This window comes from Sorangium sp. KYC3313, from assembly GCF_052075895.1.
Lineage (GTDB): Bacteria > Myxococcota_A > Polyangia > Polyangiales > Polyangiaceae > Sorangium > Sorangium cellulosum_B.
Map to the genome: position 1 here is coordinate 7,249,941 of NZ_CP197255.1, position 17,560 is coordinate 7,267,500.

Here is a 17,560-nt window from a genome sequence, read left to right on the forward strand (position 1 = left end):
GGACGGAATATGTAAGTGTCCAGCGTATAATAATGAATGTATACGACCTGAGCGCGATGGCCACTCGCAAGCTGAAAGGGCAGATTCGATGATCCTGGGGGGCATGGACATCGAGGGACTGCAGGCTGAGCTGGAGCGGCTCCGCTGCGAGGTCAAGGCGCTGGAGCAGCGCGCCCAGGCCGCGGAGGCGCAGGCGGCGCTGTACCAGGGCGTCTTCGAGCACCTGCCGGTCCCGTCGGCGCTCTACGGCGCCGACGGCGTACTTGTCGACATCAACCGACGGAACCGCGAGATACTGGCCGTGCCGTCGAAGGAGGCCATGGTCGGCAAGCATAATATGTACGAGGACCCTGTCGCCGTGGCGGGCGGATACACTGCCCACTTCGATCAGGTGATCCGGAGCGGCGGAGGCGTGATCATGGCGCCGACCGCGTACAGCACGGCCGACGCCGGCCTCGAGCGCACCGAGGACCGCACCGTCTGGACCGAGACCAGGATGTCGGCGGCCGACGTGGGTGGCGCGCGCTACGTGCTCGGGATCAACCTCGACGTGACCGACAGGATGCGCGCCCAACAGGCGTACCAGGACAGCACGGCATTTGTCACCGCAATCGTGGAGCACGCGCCCAGCGCCGTCTACGTCAAGGATCTGAACGGCCGCTATGCGCTCGTCAACAGGCACTTCGAGCGGCTCATGGGCCTCTCCCGCGACGCGGTGCTCGGGCGCGCCGATCGCGATGTCATGCCCTCGGAGCTCGCCGAGGCTTTTGCGCAGTCGGAGCGGCAGGTCATCGCGGCCGAGGCGCCGCTCGTCAAGGAGGAGCAGCTCGTGATCGAGGGCCGCGTCCATTCCTTCGTGACCACGAGGTTCCCGCTGCTGGATTCACGAGGCAGGCTGAATGCGGTGTGCGGCATCTCCGTGGAGGTCACCGAAAGCCGAGCGGCCGAGGCCGAGGCTCAGCGGCTTCAGGACGAGATCATCCACCTGCAGGAGGCCAGGCTGCGCGCCCTCTCCACGCCGTTGCTGCCGATCGCGCGCGGCGTGGTGGTGATGCCGCTCATCGGCAACATCGATGCGCCGCGGGCTCAGCAGGTGCTCGAGATCCTGCTGGCGGGCATCGTCGCCCACCAGGCCTCGATGGTGATCCTCGACGTTACGGGCGTGCCGACCATCGACACCCAGGTCGCGAGCGCGCTGGTGCGGACGGCGCGCGCGGTGAACCTGCTCGGCGCGCAGGTGCTCCTGACGGGGATCCAGCCCGCCATCGCGCGGACGCTCGTCGAGCTCGGGGCGGATATGGGCGGGCTCCTGGTGCGGTCCACGCTCGATTCGGGCATCGCGTATGCCCTCACGCCCCGACCTGGTAGACGCGCCGGTACCCTGCCTCCACGTCCGTGATCGTCACCTCGACGATCCCGTGCGAGGTGATCGCGTACTGCTCCTCGATCAGCGGCCCCTCGCTGCCCATGCGCTCGACGGGCACCCCGCCGAGCTCGGCGGCGCGGTCGCGGAGCCGCCGGTCGAAGGGGAACACGACCTCGTTGAACGCCGTGATGTCGCCGTGGGGCACGCCGAGCCGGTCGAGCGCGGCGCACTCGACGAACCGGTAGCGGCCGACGTTGTGCGCCGCCCGGTACACGCGCCGCGAGACCACCGGCGCCTCGTGGCTCGACGGGATGCGCGCCTCCCGGTCGAAGATCGGGTCGAAGACCACCTCGTCCCCGCCGCTGCCCTCCCGGAACACCCCGAAGTGGCGCGAGAGCCGGTCGGAGAGCTCGAAGCCCGCGTCGTCGTCGACGGCGATGGCCAGGCCGATCGCGATGGCCGCCGAGGGGTAGGGGGAGCGATGGACGCGGCGCCCGAAGCGCTCGCGCAGCGTCCGCGCGACGATGGGCAGCGAGCTCGCGCCGCCGACGACGTAGATCCCCGCGATGTCGGCGAGCGCCTCGCCCGCGCCGGCGTCGAGGCGCGCGATCACCGGCTGCATCGCCGTGATGGTCGACTCCACGAGGGGCACGCACCGGTCGTAGTAGTCGGAGGTCGCGATCGTCACCTCGCGGGCGGGCGAGAGGTCGCCCAGGCAGGTCTCCAGGTCGATCACGATGCGCCGGGAGTTCGGGTTGAGCCGCTCCTTCGCCTCGCGGCACTGGTCCGCGAGCGCCGCGAGCGCGCGCGCCGGCAGGCCCTCGCGCTCGATCTTCTCGATCTTGCCGGCGTCGAGCGCTATCGAGGCCAGCGCGGCGTCGAAGTCGTCGCCGCCGAGGTGGTTCAGGCCCGCGGTCGTCACGGCGTCGTGGCTGCGCCCGGTCATGTGGACCAGCGACGCGTCGAACGTCCCGCCGCCGAGGTCGTAGACGACGATGTGCTCGCGCTTCGACGTGATGGTGCTGCGGTGGCGGTGCGTGTACTCGAAGCCGGCGGCCGACGGCTCGTTCAGGAGCGCGATGACCTCGAAGCCGGCGCGGCGGAAGGCGTCGAGCGTCACGAACCGCTGCGACCCGTGCGCGTTCGCCGGGGTCGCCACGACCGAGATGAGGCGCCCGTCGTCGTCCTTCTTGGGCCGGTTCGACCGGTTCAGCACGGCGTCGCGGAGCGACCGCAGGAACAGGGTCAGGAGATCGAGCACCCGGAGCTTCGTCCCGCCGATCTCGACCTCGACGTCGGGCGACGCGCGCGGGCCGGAGAGCACGCGCTTGAACGACCGGAGCACGGTCCACTCGGGGTCCGAGGCGACCGCGAGGGCGTCGAAGCCGAACCGGAGCTCCCCCCGCCGCTCGGCGGCCACGGAGGGGTAGAAATCCACGGTGTCCCCCGCCGCGTCCTGGAAGCTGACGACAGGGTAGTTCCCGCGATCGCAGCACGCGACCACGGTCCGCGTGGTTCCGAAATCGATCCCGAGGCGCAAGGTGGGGTCTCCTCCGGCCCCATGCTGCCACATCCTGCCGCCCGCGGTGAAACTCTGCGAGATCGGTCGGCTTCTAGCTCGAAGGCACCGTCATCGATGGCATCGACCGAGATCTGGGCGCCGTTCGCGAGGGCGATCGGGCAGTGGGGTTCGAGAGGACGTCATCGCCGGCGGCGTGGGGGTGAGCCGTCCTTAGGACGCTACTTCTTCTCGCCCTGCTTGTCGCCCGTCGCGCCGCCGCTCGCCTCGACGAGGGAAGGTGGCGGGTCCGACTGGACCGTCTTCGCGTCGCCGGGCTCGAGCGTCACCATCATGGTCCGGTTGCCGCGCTCCGGGTCCACGAACGTCACCTCGTGCGACCCGGGCGCGACCTTTCGCCCCGAGATCGGCGTCGTCCCGATGGGCTTGCCGTCCAGCAGGATCTCGGTCGGCTGCGCGGCGACCACGTCGAGCATCGGCGCGTCGTCGAGCGGAGGCTCCGGCTCCGGCTCGGGCTCGGCGGCGATCAGCGCGGGTTGCGGGGGCTCCGGCGGCGGCTTTGGGGCGCCGCCGCAGCCGGCGATGGCGAGGGTGACGAGGAAGGTGGGGGTGCGAAGCATGGCCCCAACGCTAGACAGGAAACACGCGGGAGGAAATGGCGAGAGTGACCTCACACGCGCAACGCTCCGCCACGGCACGCTCGCTGCGGCCCAGAGCCTCCCTCATCGAGGAGGGGCTCTCTCCCCCGGCCGAGCGATCGCTCCGTCATCCGCCGCCGCTGCCGTAAGGGCGCGTGATGATCTCGAGGAAGTGCCCGGCGGGATCGGGGAAGTAGACGCCGCGCCCGCCGTCATGGTGGTTGATCTCCCCGGGCTGCTGCGCTCTGGGATCGGCCCAGTACGGGATCTGGCGTTCGCGGATTCGACCGAAGATCTCGTCGAACTCGGCCTCGCTGACCAGGAAGGCGAGGTGCTGAGAACGGATCTCGCCAGGGGTGTCGATGAAGTCGAGCGTGACGTCGTTGTCGAGCCGTACCGTCAAGAAGTGGCCGAACGGCACCGGCGCCGAGAGGCCCAGGATCTCGGTCAAAAAGGTGGCGGACGTCGCCTTGTCCCGCGCGGGGACGATGGTGTGATTGAGCTGGACGGCCATGCTCGCTTCCTCCCTTCCGTGGGCGGTTGCCCCTCGCCGGCGGAGCTTGAGCGATCTCGCGGCGAGGGGCCACCTCCAGGCTGGCGCGATGACCTGGAGCGAGCGGACTTTGCCGCCTCTCGGCCCTCGCCGCCGCGCGCCCGAGAGGATTGCTGGAGCCGGCGAGCGGCCTTAGGAGCCCCACCAGGATCGCGGCGCCGAAGCGCACCCCGCGCCCTCTGCGCGTCCGGGGTGGAGGGACGGTCTTACGCCGGAGCTGTCCGCGATCGAGGAGCGGCGAGAAATGGTGCGCATTCCGATGTTCGTCGTCGCGTTGCCCTGCAGCATGCTCGCGCTCACGGCGGCCTGCTCCGATCCCGCCCCCCCCACGCCGCCGCAGCCCGTCACCGACCCGGCGGCGGAGGAGGCCGCGCGGTTCATCGATGCGGCCGAGGCGGAGCTGCACGAGCTCAGCACCCACAACAACCGCGCGGCGTGGGTGGCGGCGACGTACATCACCGTCGACACCGAGATCCTCGCGGCCGCGGCGAGCGCGAAGCTGCTCGGGGTGCAGGCCGAGTATGCGAAGCGGGCCGCCCGCTTCCTCGACCTCGATCTGCCCTACGACGTCCGCCGCCGGCTCGAGCTCCTGCGAACGTCCCTCACGCTCTACGCCCCCGCCGATCCGGCGAAAACGAAGGAGGTCGCGACCATCGCGTCGAGGCTGGAGGCCATGTACGGAGCGGGCAAGTACTGCCCCGCGAGCGGCCAGTGCCTCAATCTCGAGGACCTGAGCAGGACGCTCGCGAAGAGCCGCGATCCCGAGGAGCTGAAGCGGGCGTGGGCCGGCTGGCACACGGTCTCTGTCCCCATGCGGGGCGATTTCACGCGGCTCGTCCAGCTGGCGAACGAGGGCGCCCGCGAGCTCGGGTTCAAGGACACGGGCGACGCGTGGCGCTCGAAATTCGAGATGCGGCCCGGCGTGCTGTCGCGCGAGGTCGATCGCCTCTGGGGGCAGGTCAAGCCGCTCTACGACGCGCTCCACTGCTACGCGCGGGGCCGGCTCGCCGCGAAGTACGGTGAGGACGTCGTGCCCGGCAAGGGCCCGATCCGGGCGGATCTGCTCGGCAACATGTGGGCGCAGGACTGGAGCAACATCTACGATCTCGTGGCGCCCGAGGGGGCCGCGCCGATCTACGATCTCGACGCCGCGCTGCAGGCGAAGGGGTACACGCCGATCGAGATGGTGAAGACGGGCGAGCGCTTCTTCGTCTCGCTCGGGTTCGAGCCGCTCCCGGCCACCTTCTGGGAGCGGTCGCTCTTCGTCAAGCCGGCGGATCGCGACGTCGTCTGCCACGCGAGCGCGTGGAACATCGACGACGAGGAGGATCTGCGCATCAAGATGTGCATCGAGATCACGGCCGGCGACTTCCAGACGATCCACCACGAGCTCGGCCACACCTTCTACCAGCGGGCGTACAACCACCTGCCGCTCCTGTACCGCGACAGCCCGAACCCCGCGTTTCACGAGGCCATCGGCGACACGATCGGGCTCTCGGTCAGTCCGGAGTACCTCCAGCGGATCGGGCTCGTGGACCAGCTGCCCCCCGCCTCCAGCGACCTCTCGCTCCTCCTCCGCGACGCCCTCGGCAAGATCGCCTTCCTGCCGTTCGCGGTCTCGCTCGACCGGTGGCGCTGGGGGGTGTTCTCGGGGGACATCCAGCCGGCGAGATACAACGAGGCCTATTGGGAGCTCCGGAGGAGGTACCAGGGTGTCGTGCCGCCGGTGCCTCGCTCCGAGTCGGACTTCGATCCTGGCGCGAAGTACCATGTGGCGGCGAGCGTCCCGTATATCCGGTACTTCTTCGCCCATGTCCTCCAGTTCCAGTTCCACCGCGCGCTCTGCGAGGCAGCGGGGTACAAGGGGCCGCTCCACCGCTGCACGATCTACGGCAGCGAGGAGGCCGGCGAGCGTCTCCGGCGGATGCTGGAGATGGGGCGGAGCCGCCCGTGGCCGGAGGCGCTCGAGGTGGTGACGGGATCGCGGCGGATGGATGCGGCGGCGATGCTCGACTACTTCGGGCCGCTCAAGGACTGGCTCGACCAGCAGAACCGCGGCAAGACGTGCGGGTGGTAGGCGGGGGCGCGCGGGATCAGGCCTGCGGCGGCGGCAGGTAGTCCGGCGGCGGCGTGTAGAAGGCGAAGCGCGTGACCGCGTGGTACCCCATCACGTCGTACACGGGCCGCCCCAGGTCCGTCGCGTGGAGGACGGTCTTCTGGGCGCCGGTGGCGCTCAGCGCGTCGTCGAGACAGCAGCGCATCACCGCCTCGGCGTAGCCTTTGCGCCGGTGCTCGGCCGCGGTGGCGACGAAGCCAACGTACCGGATCCCGGCCACCATGAACGTCGCCGCGCAGCATACCGGCTGGTCGCCCACGTAGCCGACCCGCCCGAACGCCCGGTCGTCCCACAACGCCTCGTGGGCCAGGGCGGCGCGCCCGGTGGGGAGCGGGAGGCCGTAGGCGACGGAGTTGAGATCGGCGACGGCGGCGCGCGTCTCGGCGTCGCCCACGCGCCTGAGCTCCAGGCCGGCGATCTCCCGCCGCGGGGTGGGGAGCCCGTCGGCCACCATGCCCATGATCGACACCGCAGGTTGGAAGCCGAGCCCGGCCAGGAGCTCGGCGGCCGCTTCCGCGTCGCCGCCGGGCGCCCAGCTGTCGGACAGCGCGAAGAACCAGGGAACGCCGCCGGTCCGGGCGAGCTCGGCGCCGATGCGCGCGCGGCGCTCCAGATCCGTGAGGTTGCCGGCCGGCGAGGAGAGCGTGGCGATGTTGAGCAGGGCCATGTCCGTGCCCGAGAGGATGACGGAGACACCGTCCGTGTGCTCGATCCGGTGGCCGGGGAGGCAGCGGCTGAAGTGGATCCAGGCGGCCAGGAACTGCGCGTTGCACTCTGCGATCTCGGTCGGGTCGGACATGGGAGACCTCCTCTGGACCGAGATATACAGGGCCGGGCGCCCGGCGATCGAGCTTTCGCCGCCGAGCGCGCGGGCCCCGCAGCGCTGCCGTGGCCGTCGGCTCGGCAGCAGCGGGGCGCTCTGGCCGGGCAGGATGACCCGAGCGATGCTGGCGGATCAGGGCGCCGGATGTGACGAAATCACCGCGAGGGCGCCAGTCCCACAAGGACGCGGACCGGAGAGCGGAGGTGCGCCGACGGGCGCGAGGGGGCCGAGGTCAGCGCTGCTCGTCCCCCCTCGGGCGGCCTCACGGCTCGACGGACCCCAGCGTGTGGCAGTTGTTGCACGAGAAGTCGCCATTGCCGGTCGTGGGGTCGTACTGGACGCGCTGGAGCAGGCTGGCCATCTCGGGCACGACCTTCTCGAACATGAAGGTGCTCCACGCCGCGCGCTCGGGGTGCTCCGGGTCTTGCACGTACTCGAGGAACCCCTCCTCCGTGGCGGGCAGCACGGCGATCGCCGGGCTCGGCATGGCGTAGGCGCGCGTGGCCCCGTCGGCGCCGTGGCACGTCGCGCAGTCCATGGTCTCGAACGCCGGGTCGTACGCCACGAACACCTCCTTCATCCGCGGCAGGACGTCGCTGTTCATGTACGCGACGCGCTGCTCGAAGCTCATGTCCTTCCACGCGGTCGGCTCCGGATCACTGGCGTCCTCCGCGCCGCCGCACGCGGCGACGAACAGGCACGCTGCCATCGAGATGCGCCTCACGACCGCGCTCCTCGTCCGGCGCTCGGAACGCGGCGGCGCGTGATCCGGTCGCTCCCGCGCCGCCTTCGCGTCGTTGGTGGCCGGCTCCGCGGTGATCATGGATCGCATGTCGTATCTCCTCTCCTGGGTCGAGTGGGTCGAGCTGGTTCGAAGCGGGTCGTCCGGACGGCACTGACCGGATGCGCCCTGGTTCTATCGTCACGACGAACGGGCGGGCCCGAGATCGACACGCTCAGCGATGTTTTTTGCTGCCGCCATCTGTCGACAACTGCTTGAAACTGCCGGGTCATCCGCGCGCTGTCGCGGCGAGGCGCAGCCCGCGGAACGCCGCGCGCAGCGCCTGCACGGCGCACCTCACCTCGATGCGCACCAGCGCCTCCGCGGCCCGGGCGATCGCCGGCTCGAGGGAGGCGACCCTCGCTGGCGTGAACCCCTTGGAGAACAGCGCCCGCGCGCGCGGGGTCGTCCGCATAACCCGGCGAGAAGGGCTGGAAGAGGGCGCGCCCTCGGCGTCATGGCGGTTCGCTTCCCCCTCCGACTTCCCGCAGCAGTGCTAGAGGTCCTGCATGTAATCACATCCGATGCTCCTGCCGAGAGCGTGGCAATGGATGGCGGTCTCCGGCGCCAGGTCCAGGCGATGGATGTTGGGAGTCCGGTAACAGGTGGACTGGTCATTGCCGACGATCAGATATGCCCACCGCCTCCCCGTCGGGGTGGGGCCCGACATCGTGCAATCGAGCCTCGTCCCTGCCACGAAGCCGCTCACGATCGCTTGCTCGGTCTCGCCGGCTTCTTCGCTGTCGATCGACGGATCCACGGAGCCCACGCACGCAGAGCCGGAGACGCAGACGAGCCCTGTCACCAGCGCCATGCCGAGCCAGTTCTGGAGATTGCGACGATTGCTCATACTTCCCCTCTTTCTACGACGGAGACTCGTCGCGGTGGATCCCCGGTGGTCACCGTTCGCGAGCCTCGTCGGATTCACGAGCAAGAGCTATGCTCGGGGCGTCTGTCACCCGACGCTACAGCGTCACTGGTTTCACTTCAGGTATCGAGACGCCTCCGCTCCCGGGCAAAATCGTGCGACAGGGACATGGAGAAGGTCACGAGAGACAGGGAAACGAGCGACATCGAAGATCGACACGAACGCCAGGGACACGGAGCCTGGCGACAGGACGTGGAGAACGCCGCCAGGGACACGAGATCGATCGACCTGGATGTGGAGATCCTGGCCAGGGACCACGGTCGGGGCCGATGGCGACCGCGCGCTCACGGGCGCCGCGGGGGAGCGCGCAGGACGAGGCCGCGCGCGCCATCGCGCGGCCCGCGCTTCACAGCACGTGCGGGAGCGGCAAGGCGAGCCCGGTGAGCGGCGGCATCTGACCGGCGCGCGCCAGCGCGTCGCCGTACACGGCGTCTCCGCTGCGGAGATCGCCGAGGCGGCGCGGCGCGAAGCGGATGTCGTCGAAGACCGCGGTGCAGCCGTCGCCTGCGGGCGACTGGGCCGAGAAGCCGACGTCGAGCTCCGCCGTGCTGCCCAGCGAGAAGCTGCGGACGAGGCGCCATGTCGTCCCGTCGGTGGAGGCGTGGAACGCGCACATCCGGCCGAGCCGCGAGACGCGCAGCCATACGTGACCCGCGTCGACCTCGAAGGATCGGCGGTCGTCCGACAGGCCCCGGGTCACCACGGAGACGACCGTCGGAGCGCCCTCCGGCGAGAGCTCGAAGCAGAGCTTCGCCCACGAGCGCTCGTGCGCCCAGAGGAGCAGCACGCCGGCGTCGCGCACCGCCGAGAAGCCCACCGTCACCCGCGCGCTGGCAAGGAAGTCCCCGTGCGGCGTCCCGAGCAAGCGCGGCGCGTTCAGCGCGCCCCGGAGGCGATCCGGATCGAGGAACAGGTCGGTCTCGCCGCCCGCTGTGACCGTCAGGCTCGACGCTTTCCCGGCGCTCCAGCTCCTGGGCAGTACCTCCCAGCGGAGCGGTGTGGGCCACGGCGTTAGGTGCACAGATTCGCTCACCTCGTCTCCCTCCCCTGCATCGCGTCGATGGTACCGGAGTGTGCTCCTGTATTGTCGTGGAATCGTTTCGGTGTGTATGGAGGATCTCGGTTCTATGCGAATTACCGTCCTTCTGATTTCCTGCTGTTCGGTTGGAATCCTGGCAGGGTGCTTCACCTCGCGGAAGGGACCGCCGGAGTTCCTGCTCGGCGCGAGGGCGGTGCAGACATCACCTGGTGGCGATCGTGACCGGGACGAGAACGCCGGCACCGGGGTTACCGGCACCGGCTATGTGGAAGCCGCGAGCGCCCTCGCCGGTGCGGCCGGGTCGACCGTCGCGAACCGCGCGTTGTTCGATACCTGCTACGCGGCGTGTCCAACCGGGACGGCGTGCGACGCGGCGACGGGGATGTGTGTGCGGCAGCCGTGCGGGGGGAAATGCCCGGCCGACTACCGCTGCAGGGTCGTCGAGGGGAAGGAGGCCTGCGTCCTCGGCGAGCCCGACCGCGGCGTGGTGTCGCCGCCGGCCGCGACCGGGGCAGGGGAGCTCGGGCCGGGAGCGGCGCCCGGGGCCGCGCCGGGGCCGCGCGTCGACTGAGGCGCGGCGCCCCGCTCGCTCACCGCCCCTCGATCCGCCTCATCACCTCTGCATAGACCTCGCGCCGGTCCGGCCGAGCGCGGCCCAGCGCGTCTTTGAGCGCGGGGATCGCCGGCGCGCCCACGTGCCCGAGCCCCTCCGCGGCCGCGCGGCGGACGACCGCGTGCGGGTGCAGGAGCAGGCCCACGATCGCGGGGAGCGCCGGCGGCCACGGCGCAAAGCAGAGGATACGGATCGCCGAGCGGACCACGTCCGGCAGCGGATCCGAGAGGAGCGCGCACGTCGCCCGCAGGTAGGCGGCGCGATCGACCGCGTCGCGGAGCAGCCGGTGCGCGTGGAGCCGCACCCGGGGGCGCCGATCGCCGAGCAGCTCCACGAGCAGCGCCGCGAGCTCCCCGTCGGGCGCCCCGGCCAGCGCCGAGAGCGCCCGGCGCGCCTGCTCCGCGTCCCCTGCGCGCGCGAGCCGCACGAGCTCCTGCCGCGCCGGACCTCGGTCGCTCGCCTCGGGCGCCTGTGGCTCCGGACGCGCGCGCAGCGCCTCCAGCGCCCGCGCGTCCTCGGCCGCGCGTCCCCCTCCGGGCGGCCGGAGCGGGCCGTCGTCGAGCGAGAGCCGCCCGGCCAGATCGGCGCGCCCCTCGGCGCGGAGGCGCTCCACCACGGCCTCGAGCTCCGGCGTCCGGAGCAGCCGCTCGCCGGCGACCAGATCGAGGTAGCCCCACGCCCCCTGCCGGAGGCGATCGACCAGCCGAGCCGCCCGCGCGTCGGGCGCGACGCGGCGGATCGCCTGGGCCGCCGCCGCGCGCGTCGCCGGCGCGCCCGACTCCCACCACGAGAGCAGCTGCGGGAGCAGGCGCTCCGCTTCCGGCGGCATCAGCTGGGCCGCCAGGCGCGCCGCGCGCTCCCGGCGCGCCTCGTCGGCCGGGTCGCCCCGGAGCTCTTCCTCGGAGAGATCGAGCAGCGAGGGCGCCAGGGAGGGCAGCCCCGGGCGGTCGACGCCGTCCACGTCGCCGCGCAGGTAGGCCCGCAGCACGGCGGCGCGGGCGTCGGGCTCCGGCCATGAGAGGAGCGCGACGGCGGCCTTGATCCGGAGCTCGGGCGCGGGCGCGGCCAGCATCGACAGCAGGCGCTCGCGGAGCGCGGCCGAGCGCGGCTGGTCGAGATCGGACGGCCGGGGCACCCGCGCGTCGCCGCTCGGCGCGGCCGCCTGCTCGGCGAGGGTCCAGGGCGGTGCGCCGATCGGCTGGAGCGACTCCATCCAGTCGAGCAGCGCCGGCCGCGCCGGCTCGGCCGCGGCCGGGAACACCTCGATGAGCGCGGCGAGCTGCGCGCGCGAGCCGAGGCCGCCGCGCGGCCCCGCCCGGAGCGCCGCGAGCGCCGCCGGCTCCAGCGCCGCGGCCCGGAGCGCCGCCCGCCACGCGGCCGCGCCCTCGGGATCCTCGCCATCGCCCGCCTCGGCCGTCGCCCCGAACGCCTCGCGCAGGATCGCCGGCTCGGCCGTCCACGGATCGGCGGCGGCGCGCGCCGTCGCGAGCGCCTGATCGACGTCGGCGCGCCCGAGGATCGCCCCGCACCGCCGCAGCAGCGCGAGCGGCGATCGGCGCGCCCCCGGCGCCGGCGCGAGCCCGCGCACGCGCGCCGCGACGCCGAGCGCCTCGGCGCGCGCGAGCTCGGGCGCCGCCTCCTCGAGCAACGGGAGCAGCCCGTCGCGCAGATCGGCCGACGCCGCGGCGAGCCCGTCGAGCAGCACCGCGGCGTGCCGGGCGTACAGGCGCGCCTCGACGGGCGACCACGGGGCGGTGGACGTGCGGACGATCAGCCGGAGCGCCGCGTCGCGCAGCGCCGGCTCGTCCGCCGCCAGGCGGAACCACTCCGGCGCGAGCTTCCGCAGGGCGGCGAGCCACCGCTGCGTCAGCGCCGCCTGCCGCTCGATCAGGCGCCGCGCCGTCGCGTCGTCCCAGCCGTCGCGGGCGAGCGCGGCAGCGAGCGCGTCCGCGGCGCCTGCGAGCGCGTCCGCGGCGCCTGGGGGAGGCACGGCGCCCGGGCGCGCTCGCTCGCGGGCGGCGAGGCCGTGCGCGTCGATCTCCACGGCCTCCCCGGCGAGCTCGTCGGCGGTCCCGGAGGCGAGGGCGATCTCGCCAGCGACCACCCGCTCGAGCAGCCGCGCCGCCGCGGCCGATCCCTGGCGGAGCCCGCTCCGGATCGCCTGGGCCGACAGCTTGCCGCTCAGGGCGTCGAGCAGCCGATCGCGGGCGCGTTCGTCCTCCACGGCCCCTGCGGCGGCGAGGATCGTCGCCTCGCAGGCCGGCCCGACGATCGCCCGCAGCGCGGCCTCGAGCGCCGCGCGCAGCCCCGGGTTGTCGTGGCGGCCGAGCCAGAAGACGAGCTTCGGCGCGGCCTCGGGCCCGCCCGCCCGCGCCAGGGCCTCGGCCGCCGTCTTCTTGATGTTCATGTTCGGGTGATCGAGGCACGCGGCGATGGCGGGGCAGGCCCAGCGCGCCTCCATGCCCCCGAGCGCGCGCAGCGCCTGCCTCACCGTCTGCACGTCGCCCGCGCCCGTGAGGAGCGTCAGGCTGGCCGAGAGCGCCTCGGCGCCGTCCTCGGCGAGCAGCGCGATCACGCGCTTGCGCACGCGGGGATCGCGGTGGCGGAGCAAGCGCGGGACGCGCGAGCGCGCGGCCTGACCGCGCGCCGAGCGCAGCAGGTCGACGAGGAGCGCGCGCTCGCCCGCGGACACGCCGGGTCGGTCGAGCAGGTCGAGGGCGAGGTTCGCGAGCAGCGCGTCGCCGGCCGCGCTCTCGCTCGCGGCGTCGAGGAGGCAGACAGGCCGGATCTTCCGGCGCTGGTGGAGCCGCCGCCCGAGGCCGCGGATCGCCTCCGCGACATCGTCCGGGATCGCCGGCTCCGCGGGCCGCGCGGGGCCCCGGTCGGGGTCGCGATCGGGCGGCTCGGCTGGCCCGCCGGGGGCCCACGCCGCGGCGTGGTCCGCCGCGATCCGGAGCAGCAGATCGGCGATCGCCGGCAGGGCGCTCGCGTCGCCCGCGCGCGCGAGCGCCCTGAGCGCGTCCGCCGGCGTGCACCGCTTCACCGCGCGCTGGAGCACCGCGAGCTCCGCCGCCTCGGCCCCGGCGAGGTCGGCGGCGATCTCGGCCGGCAGGTCCCGGGGGTTCAGGCGGGCGACGAGCGCGCGCCGGTCCGCCGGATCCTCCGTCAGGTGCCAGAGCAGCGCCGCGGCGCGGTGGCGCTCGCCTCGGAGGTGCGGCGCGATGGCCGCGCCTGCGCCGCCCTGGCCGAGCGCGGCCCGGAGCGCCTCCACCGTGCGTGGGCCGCCGATCGCGGCGAGCGCCTCCAGGGCAGCGGCGGGCGCGCGCGGCAGGGCGGCGAGCACGTCCTCCTCCGCGGCCGCGTGGCGCAGGGCGCCCAGCGCGCGCAGGAGGGGCGCGGGCGAGGGCGCGTCGCGGAGCTTCTCGGCGAGCGCGTCGCCGAGCGGGAGATCGGCCGCGCCCTGCCGCGCCATGGCGACGATGATCTCGGCGCGGCGCGGCCAGCTCGCGTCGCCGCCCGGCGCCGCGGCGAGCGCCGACAGGAGCGCGCGCCGGCAGGTGAAGGCGATCGCCGCGACGTCCTCCGCGGCGATCGTGGGATCGGCGAGGGCGAGATCGAGCAGGGCCGCCGCGTGCTCCGGGGCGGGGAAGTGCCCGCGCCGGTGCAGCGCGCGCAGGCAGGCGATCGCGCTCGGGCCGAGCAGCAGCGGATCGCCCCCCGCGACGCTCAGGATGGCGCCGACGTCCTCGCGGGTCGCGTGCTCGCCGAGGAGCGTGAGCGCCCGCTGCCGGAGCCGCGGCGGCGCGTCCTCGCGGGAGACGAACGCGCGGAGCGCGGCGCCCTCGCCGTGGCGCGCCGCCGTCTCCAGCGCGGCGGCGGCCACGTCGGGGGCGCCGCCGAGGAGCTGCCCGAGGCGCGCGCCCGGGAGCGGCGCGCCGGCGAGGACGGCCCAGGGCGCGGCGAGCTCGCGCAGCGCGCCTGCGACGATCGCGGGCGCCGCCGCGTCGAGCAGCGCGGCGAGCACCGCGCGCGCCTGATCGGGCGCGAGCAGCGCCGCGTGCAGGCAGCGCCGGGTGAGGTCGAGCGCCGCGGCCGCGAGGACCGGCTCGCGGCGCGCCGCGAGCTCGGGGAGGAGCGCCTCGGGCGCGGGGATTTCGGCCGGATCGAGCGCGTGGAGCGCCTGGTAGAGGAGCTCGCCGGCGGGCTCGCCGCGGACGGCCTCCGGCCGCGTGAGGATCTCGGTCCGGAGCCACGCGACGCGAACGGCGGCGGGGAGCGAGGCCTCGCGCCACGCCGGGAGGCGCTGAACCGGGAGGGAGGGCCACAGCGCGCGGTAGAGCCCGGCGAGGAGCAGCGCGACCTCCGGCGTCCTGTCCAGCGTGCGCGGGAGCAGCGCCGCGAGCTCTCGCCGCCCTGCGCTGCCCTCGCGCCGGGCGGCCTGGGCCATCCGCGTGAGCCCGAGGTACCGCACGCGCTCGTCCTCGTGCTTCACGAGCTGGCGGAGCATCTCCTTGCTGCAGCGCGCTTCATCGACGTGCTCGGCGAGCCACCGCACGTCCGCGCGGCAGAGCGCCGCGGCGAACGTCTCGTCCATGTGCACCATGGCGGCGCCATCGTAGACCGGCGCGCGGCGGCGCGGCGCCGGCAAAGCGATGGCCGGCGCCTCGTCACCGAGGCTTCGTCACCGAGGCTGTCGGCGCGGGGTCACCGCGATGGCCGACGCCTCGTCCACCGAGGCCGTCGGCGCGCGGTCGCTCCGAGTCACTCCGACGGCCTGCTCCCCGTCACGGAAGCGCGCGACAGATTCAGCAGCGCCTTCGCGCGCGAGTACGCGATGTACGGGTTGTCCGCGGAGCCGCCGAGATCGTCGGCGTCTTCCCCTGGCCCCTGCGCCCTCACCGGGAGCCAGAGGTAGTCGGGGTGCATCGCCTTGCCGTTGATGCCGTTGACGAGGGAGGGGTTCCTGATCCACTCGCCGCCGATCAACGCCAGCCGATCGTCGAGCTCGAGCACGTAGTGGAGCTCCACGTTCAGGACCGGGATGTTGCGCTGCGCGGGGGGCAGGAGGAGCTGCTCGGCGCTCACCTCGTCCGAGACCATCCCGTAGCGCCCGCTGACGCGGACGAAGCGCCTCGCGTACGGGTTGAACCGGTAATTGTAGCAATCCGCCCCCTGGAACCCGCCGTTACAGACGAGCCGCGCTGCCTCCTGCGCGCTCACCTCCGCCATCGTGTCGATGGTGAACGACGTGACCGGGTAGCTCCACACCTCGCGGTGCCAGGTGTAGTCGACGACGAACGCGCGCCGCGCCCGAGCGCTGGACGGCGAGCTGATGGAGCTTGCGCCCAGCCCGAGGAGGCCGGTCATGGCGATGTGCATCGTCGCGGGGTTCAGGTCGCGGCACGCCGGATCGATAGGCCTTCCGTACTGATCGCGCTGGACGAGGTCCTCCCGCGCCTCGCAGCGCCGCCCGGACATCGTGGCCGAGTCGCTGTGGTAGAGCTCCGTCATGAGCGCCTCGATATCGGCGGTGCGGAACAGGATGCACCCCGTCTCCACCGAAGCGCACGTGGTCACCTTGCCGCCCGAGAGCTTCACGCGGATGTCGCGCTGCGGCGGCCCGCCTTCCTCGGCGACGACGTAGGCCGCCCAGCCGTTGCAGTGTCCCCACCAGTACTCCGGGGTCACCCCTTGATACAGGCCGTGGTTCTTCAGCTCCCAGTACGTCGTCGGCCCCGCCACGCGCGTCGCCCGGGGAGCGCGCAGCCCGTCAGCCCGGCCCACCCCCAAGGTGATTGCGCCCGTGGGCGCATCGAGCGAACGGCCCTGTCCCGCGTAGAACAGGAGATCGTACTTCTCGGCCGGCGAGAGATTGTCTGGATCGGACGTCAGATCGCCGTAGTCCTTGATCGCGGAGTTCCACCGGTCCGCGATGCCGTTCCTGTTGTGCGGCCACCACTGCGAGGCGAAGGGGCCCGTGGACTGGCCTTGCAGCAGGCTCGAGTTCAGGGCCACGTACGACCCCCTGAGCTCCGGATGCAGGCTCGTGGGCAGATTCGCGCCGTCGATGGCCTCTCGCGTCCCGGTCAGCGGGATGAGGAGCGCGTGCGAGCCGCCGAGGATCTGTCCGGTCTCGGGCGAGAAGCCGAGCACGTACGGCACCGATCCACCCTCGATGAAGCGCGCCGCCTCCAGCCGCGCTCCGCTCTGTATCTGCAGAGCGGCCACGCCTTCGCGTGGCGGCTCTTGCTGATCCAGGTCCATACAGCCCAGCGCGAGAACCGCTGAGCCCACCGCCATCGCCCCGATGCGCATTGTCATAGCCGCTCCCCCTGACGCCTACCCTGTGTCACCTGGGTCGCCGGTGTCTGCAGAGGTCAGGCCAGCGGAGAGTGAGGATGCGTCGCGCAATCGATGCACGCGCGCGGCACGCACGCGCAGCCGTGCTGCATTGAAGGTCTCGTTCGTCCTTTGCGTACTCCTTTGCGTACTCCTTTGCGCGCGGGCGCATGCGCTCCAGACGGCCGATGGCGCGCTCGCGCGCCTCTGGCCCGCGCACGGAGAGCGTCCACGGCGGGCCTTCGCCCGGGAGGGTCTCCTGCGGCGTCACGTCTTCGTGCCGAGCCGAGGTCGTGGCGGGCGAGCTCGGGCGCGGCACACCACGCCGGGCCCGGCGGGCGGCGTGCCGCGCTCTGGGCCAGGGGGCGCAACGTCGTCCTCGCGCCCTGGGCGGTTCCGTCGTCCAGTGACATGGCGGGCGGCCGGATACCTCGGACGTGTCTCGGCGGCCGCACCGGGCGGCGAGGCGCGCGAGGCGGCGAGCAGACCGATGCGGCGCCGGCACGCACTCGGCCGATCGCTCGAGGCCATCTGGCCGCGCCTCGCGCCCGTTGACACCCTCATGAAACATAGATAAGTTCACTCTCGCTCGCCGGCGGAAACACCGGCGGAAGCCGACATCCAGAGCAGCGAAGCCGCTGCGCCTTCGGATCGCCTGCCAGGCGGCCGTGGCAGGTCGGCAGGATCGACCGGGTCGATCCAGTCGAAGGGTTGACAGGTTCGAGGCAGGCCGTTAGAAGGCCCGCCCCGAGCTGAGGACCAGCAGCTGAGCAGCGAAGACGCTGCGGCTCTGGGCCACTCGCCTGATCGGTCGAGACCGGTCGGTGAGCAGGGCGACCGGGCGA

General features: G+C 72.9%; 13 protein-coding genes. 3 read left to right on the forward strand and 10 right to left on the reverse strand.

The features are described from left to right. The first annotated feature begins 103 nt into the window (after positions 1-103). Positions 104-1,399 (forward strand): PAS domain-containing protein, encoded by a 1,296-nt coding sequence (locus ACSRUE_RS27970; RefSeq protein WP_437767306.1) that lies wholly within the window; start codon positions 104-106, stop codon positions 1,397-1,399. Here ACSRUE_RS27970 and ACSRUE_RS27975 read toward each other — a convergent pair. The 3 genes from ACSRUE_RS27975 to ACSRUE_RS27985 form a co-directional block, all read right to left on the reverse strand. After that, positions 1,350-2,906, reverse strand: a complete 1,557-nt coding sequence (locus tag ACSRUE_RS27975; protein WP_441286268.1) for an Hsp70 family protein — start codon at positions 2,904-2,906, stop codon at positions 1,350-1,352. The genes ACSRUE_RS27970 and ACSRUE_RS27975 overlap by 50 nt on opposite strands. A 200-nt stretch (positions 2,907-3,106) precedes the next feature. Next, positions 3,107-3,505 (reverse strand): PEGA domain-containing protein, encoded by a 399-nt coding sequence (locus ACSRUE_RS27980; protein WP_441286269.1) that lies wholly within the window; start codon positions 3,503-3,505, stop codon positions 3,107-3,109. A gap of 145 nt (positions 3,506-3,650) precedes the next feature. Continuing rightward, positions 3,651-4,037 carry a VOC family protein gene (locus tag ACSRUE_RS27985; protein ID WP_441286270.1) on the reverse strand — a complete coding sequence of 129 codons (387 nt, stop codon included), beginning with the start codon at positions 4,035-4,037 and terminating at the stop codon, positions 3,651-3,653. A 283-nt stretch (positions 4,038-4,320) separates the two neighbouring features. Here ACSRUE_RS27985 and ACSRUE_RS27990 point away from each other — a divergent pair, with 283 nt between their 5' ends. After that, entirely contained in the window at positions 4,321-6,153 is a 1,833-nt protein-coding gene (locus ACSRUE_RS27990) for a M2 family metallopeptidase (protein ID WP_441286271.1), read from the forward strand. A gap of 16 nt (positions 6,154-6,169) precedes the next feature. Here ACSRUE_RS27990 and ACSRUE_RS27995 read toward each other — a convergent pair whose 3' ends face one another. The 5 genes from ACSRUE_RS27995 to ACSRUE_RS28015 all read right to left on the reverse strand — a co-directional run bounded on the left by ACSRUE_RS27995 (position 6,170) and on the right by ACSRUE_RS28015 (position 9,745). Beyond that, the gene (locus tag ACSRUE_RS27995; protein WP_441286272.1) at positions 6,170-6,991 is read right to left on the reverse strand and encodes a GNAT family N-acetyltransferase; all 822 of its coding nucleotides are present in this window, start codon (positions 6,989-6,991) and stop codon (positions 6,170-6,172) included. 286 nt (positions 6,992-7,277) lie between these two features. After that, entirely contained in the window at positions 7,278-7,847 is a 570-nt protein-coding gene (locus ACSRUE_RS28000) for a hypothetical protein (RefSeq protein ID WP_441286273.1), read from the reverse strand. Positions 7,848-8,025: 178 nt separating this feature from the next. Then, positions 8,026-8,211: a hypothetical protein gene (locus tag ACSRUE_RS28005; RefSeq protein WP_441286274.1), complete on the reverse strand. Its 186-nt coding sequence runs from the start codon at positions 8,209-8,211 to the stop codon at positions 8,026-8,028. A gap of 81 nt (positions 8,212-8,292) precedes the next feature. Beyond that, entirely contained in the window at positions 8,293-8,646 is a 354-nt protein-coding gene (locus tag ACSRUE_RS28010; RefSeq protein WP_441286275.1) for a hypothetical protein, read from the reverse strand. Between the two features lie 424 nt (positions 8,647-9,070). Next, the gene (locus ACSRUE_RS28015) at positions 9,071-9,745 is read right to left on the reverse strand and encodes a DUF1349 domain-containing protein (RefSeq protein WP_441286276.1); all 675 of its coding nucleotides are present in this window, start codon (positions 9,743-9,745) and stop codon (positions 9,071-9,073) included. Positions 9,746-9,851: 106 nt separating this feature from the next. Here ACSRUE_RS28015 and ACSRUE_RS28020 point away from each other — a divergent pair, with 106 nt between their 5' ends. Further along, the gene (locus tag ACSRUE_RS28020) at positions 9,852-10,334 is read left to right on the forward strand and encodes a hypothetical protein (RefSeq protein WP_441286277.1); all 483 of its coding nucleotides are present in this window, start codon (positions 9,852-9,854) and stop codon (positions 10,332-10,334) included. Positions 10,335-10,353: 19 nt separating this feature from the next. Here the strand turns inward: ACSRUE_RS28020 and ACSRUE_RS28025 are convergent, their stop codons facing one another. Further along, on the reverse strand, positions 10,354-14,979 hold the full coding sequence (locus ACSRUE_RS28025) for a HEAT repeat domain-containing protein (RefSeq protein WP_441286278.1): 4,626 nt from the start codon (positions 14,977-14,979) through the stop codon (positions 10,354-10,356). 158 nt (positions 14,980-15,137) lie between these two features. After that, positions 15,138-16,604 (reverse strand): hypothetical protein, encoded by a 1,467-nt coding sequence (locus ACSRUE_RS28030; protein ID WP_441286279.1) that lies wholly within the window; start codon positions 16,602-16,604, stop codon positions 15,138-15,140. Positions 16,605-17,560 lie beyond the last annotated feature (956 nt).

Excerpts from the sequence above, each read along its gene's own strand:
- ACSRUE_RS28010 (WP_441286275.1), bottom strand. The coding sequence starts at position 8,646 with ATGAGCAATCGTCGCAATCTCCAGAACTGGCTCGGCATGGCGCTGGTG.
- ACSRUE_RS28025 (WP_441286278.1), bottom strand. The coding sequence starts at position 14,979 with ATGGTGCACATGGACGAGACGTTCGCCGCGGCGCTCTGCCGCGCGGAC.
- ACSRUE_RS27985 (WP_441286270.1), bottom strand. The coding sequence starts at position 4,037 with ATGGCCGTCCAGCTCAATCACACCATCGTCCCCGCGCGGGACAAGGCG.
- ACSRUE_RS27990 (WP_441286271.1), top strand. The coding sequence starts at position 4,321 with ATGGTGCGCATTCCGATGTTCGTCGTCGCGTTGCCCTGCAGCATGCTC.
- ACSRUE_RS28000 (WP_441286273.1), bottom strand. The coding sequence starts at position 7,847 with ATGCGATCCATGATCACCGCGGAGCCGGCCACCAACGACGCGAAGGCG.
- ACSRUE_RS27995 (WP_441286272.1), bottom strand. The coding sequence starts at position 6,991 with ATGTCCGACCCGACCGAGATCGCAGAGTGCAACGCGCAGTTCCTGGCC.
- ACSRUE_RS28005 (WP_441286274.1), bottom strand. The coding sequence starts at position 8,211 with ATGCGGACGACCCCGCGCGCGCGGGCGCTGTTCTCCAAGGGGTTCACG.
- ACSRUE_RS27970 (WP_437767306.1), top strand. The coding sequence starts at position 104 with ATGGACATCGAGGGACTGCAGGCTGAGCTGGAGCGGCTCCGCTGCGAG.
- ACSRUE_RS27980 (WP_441286269.1), bottom strand. The coding sequence starts at position 3,505 with ATGCTTCGCACCCCCACCTTCCTCGTCACCCTCGCCATCGCCGGCTGC.
- ACSRUE_RS28020 (WP_441286277.1), top strand. The coding sequence starts at position 9,852 with ATGCGAATTACCGTCCTTCTGATTTCCTGCTGTTCGGTTGGAATCCTG.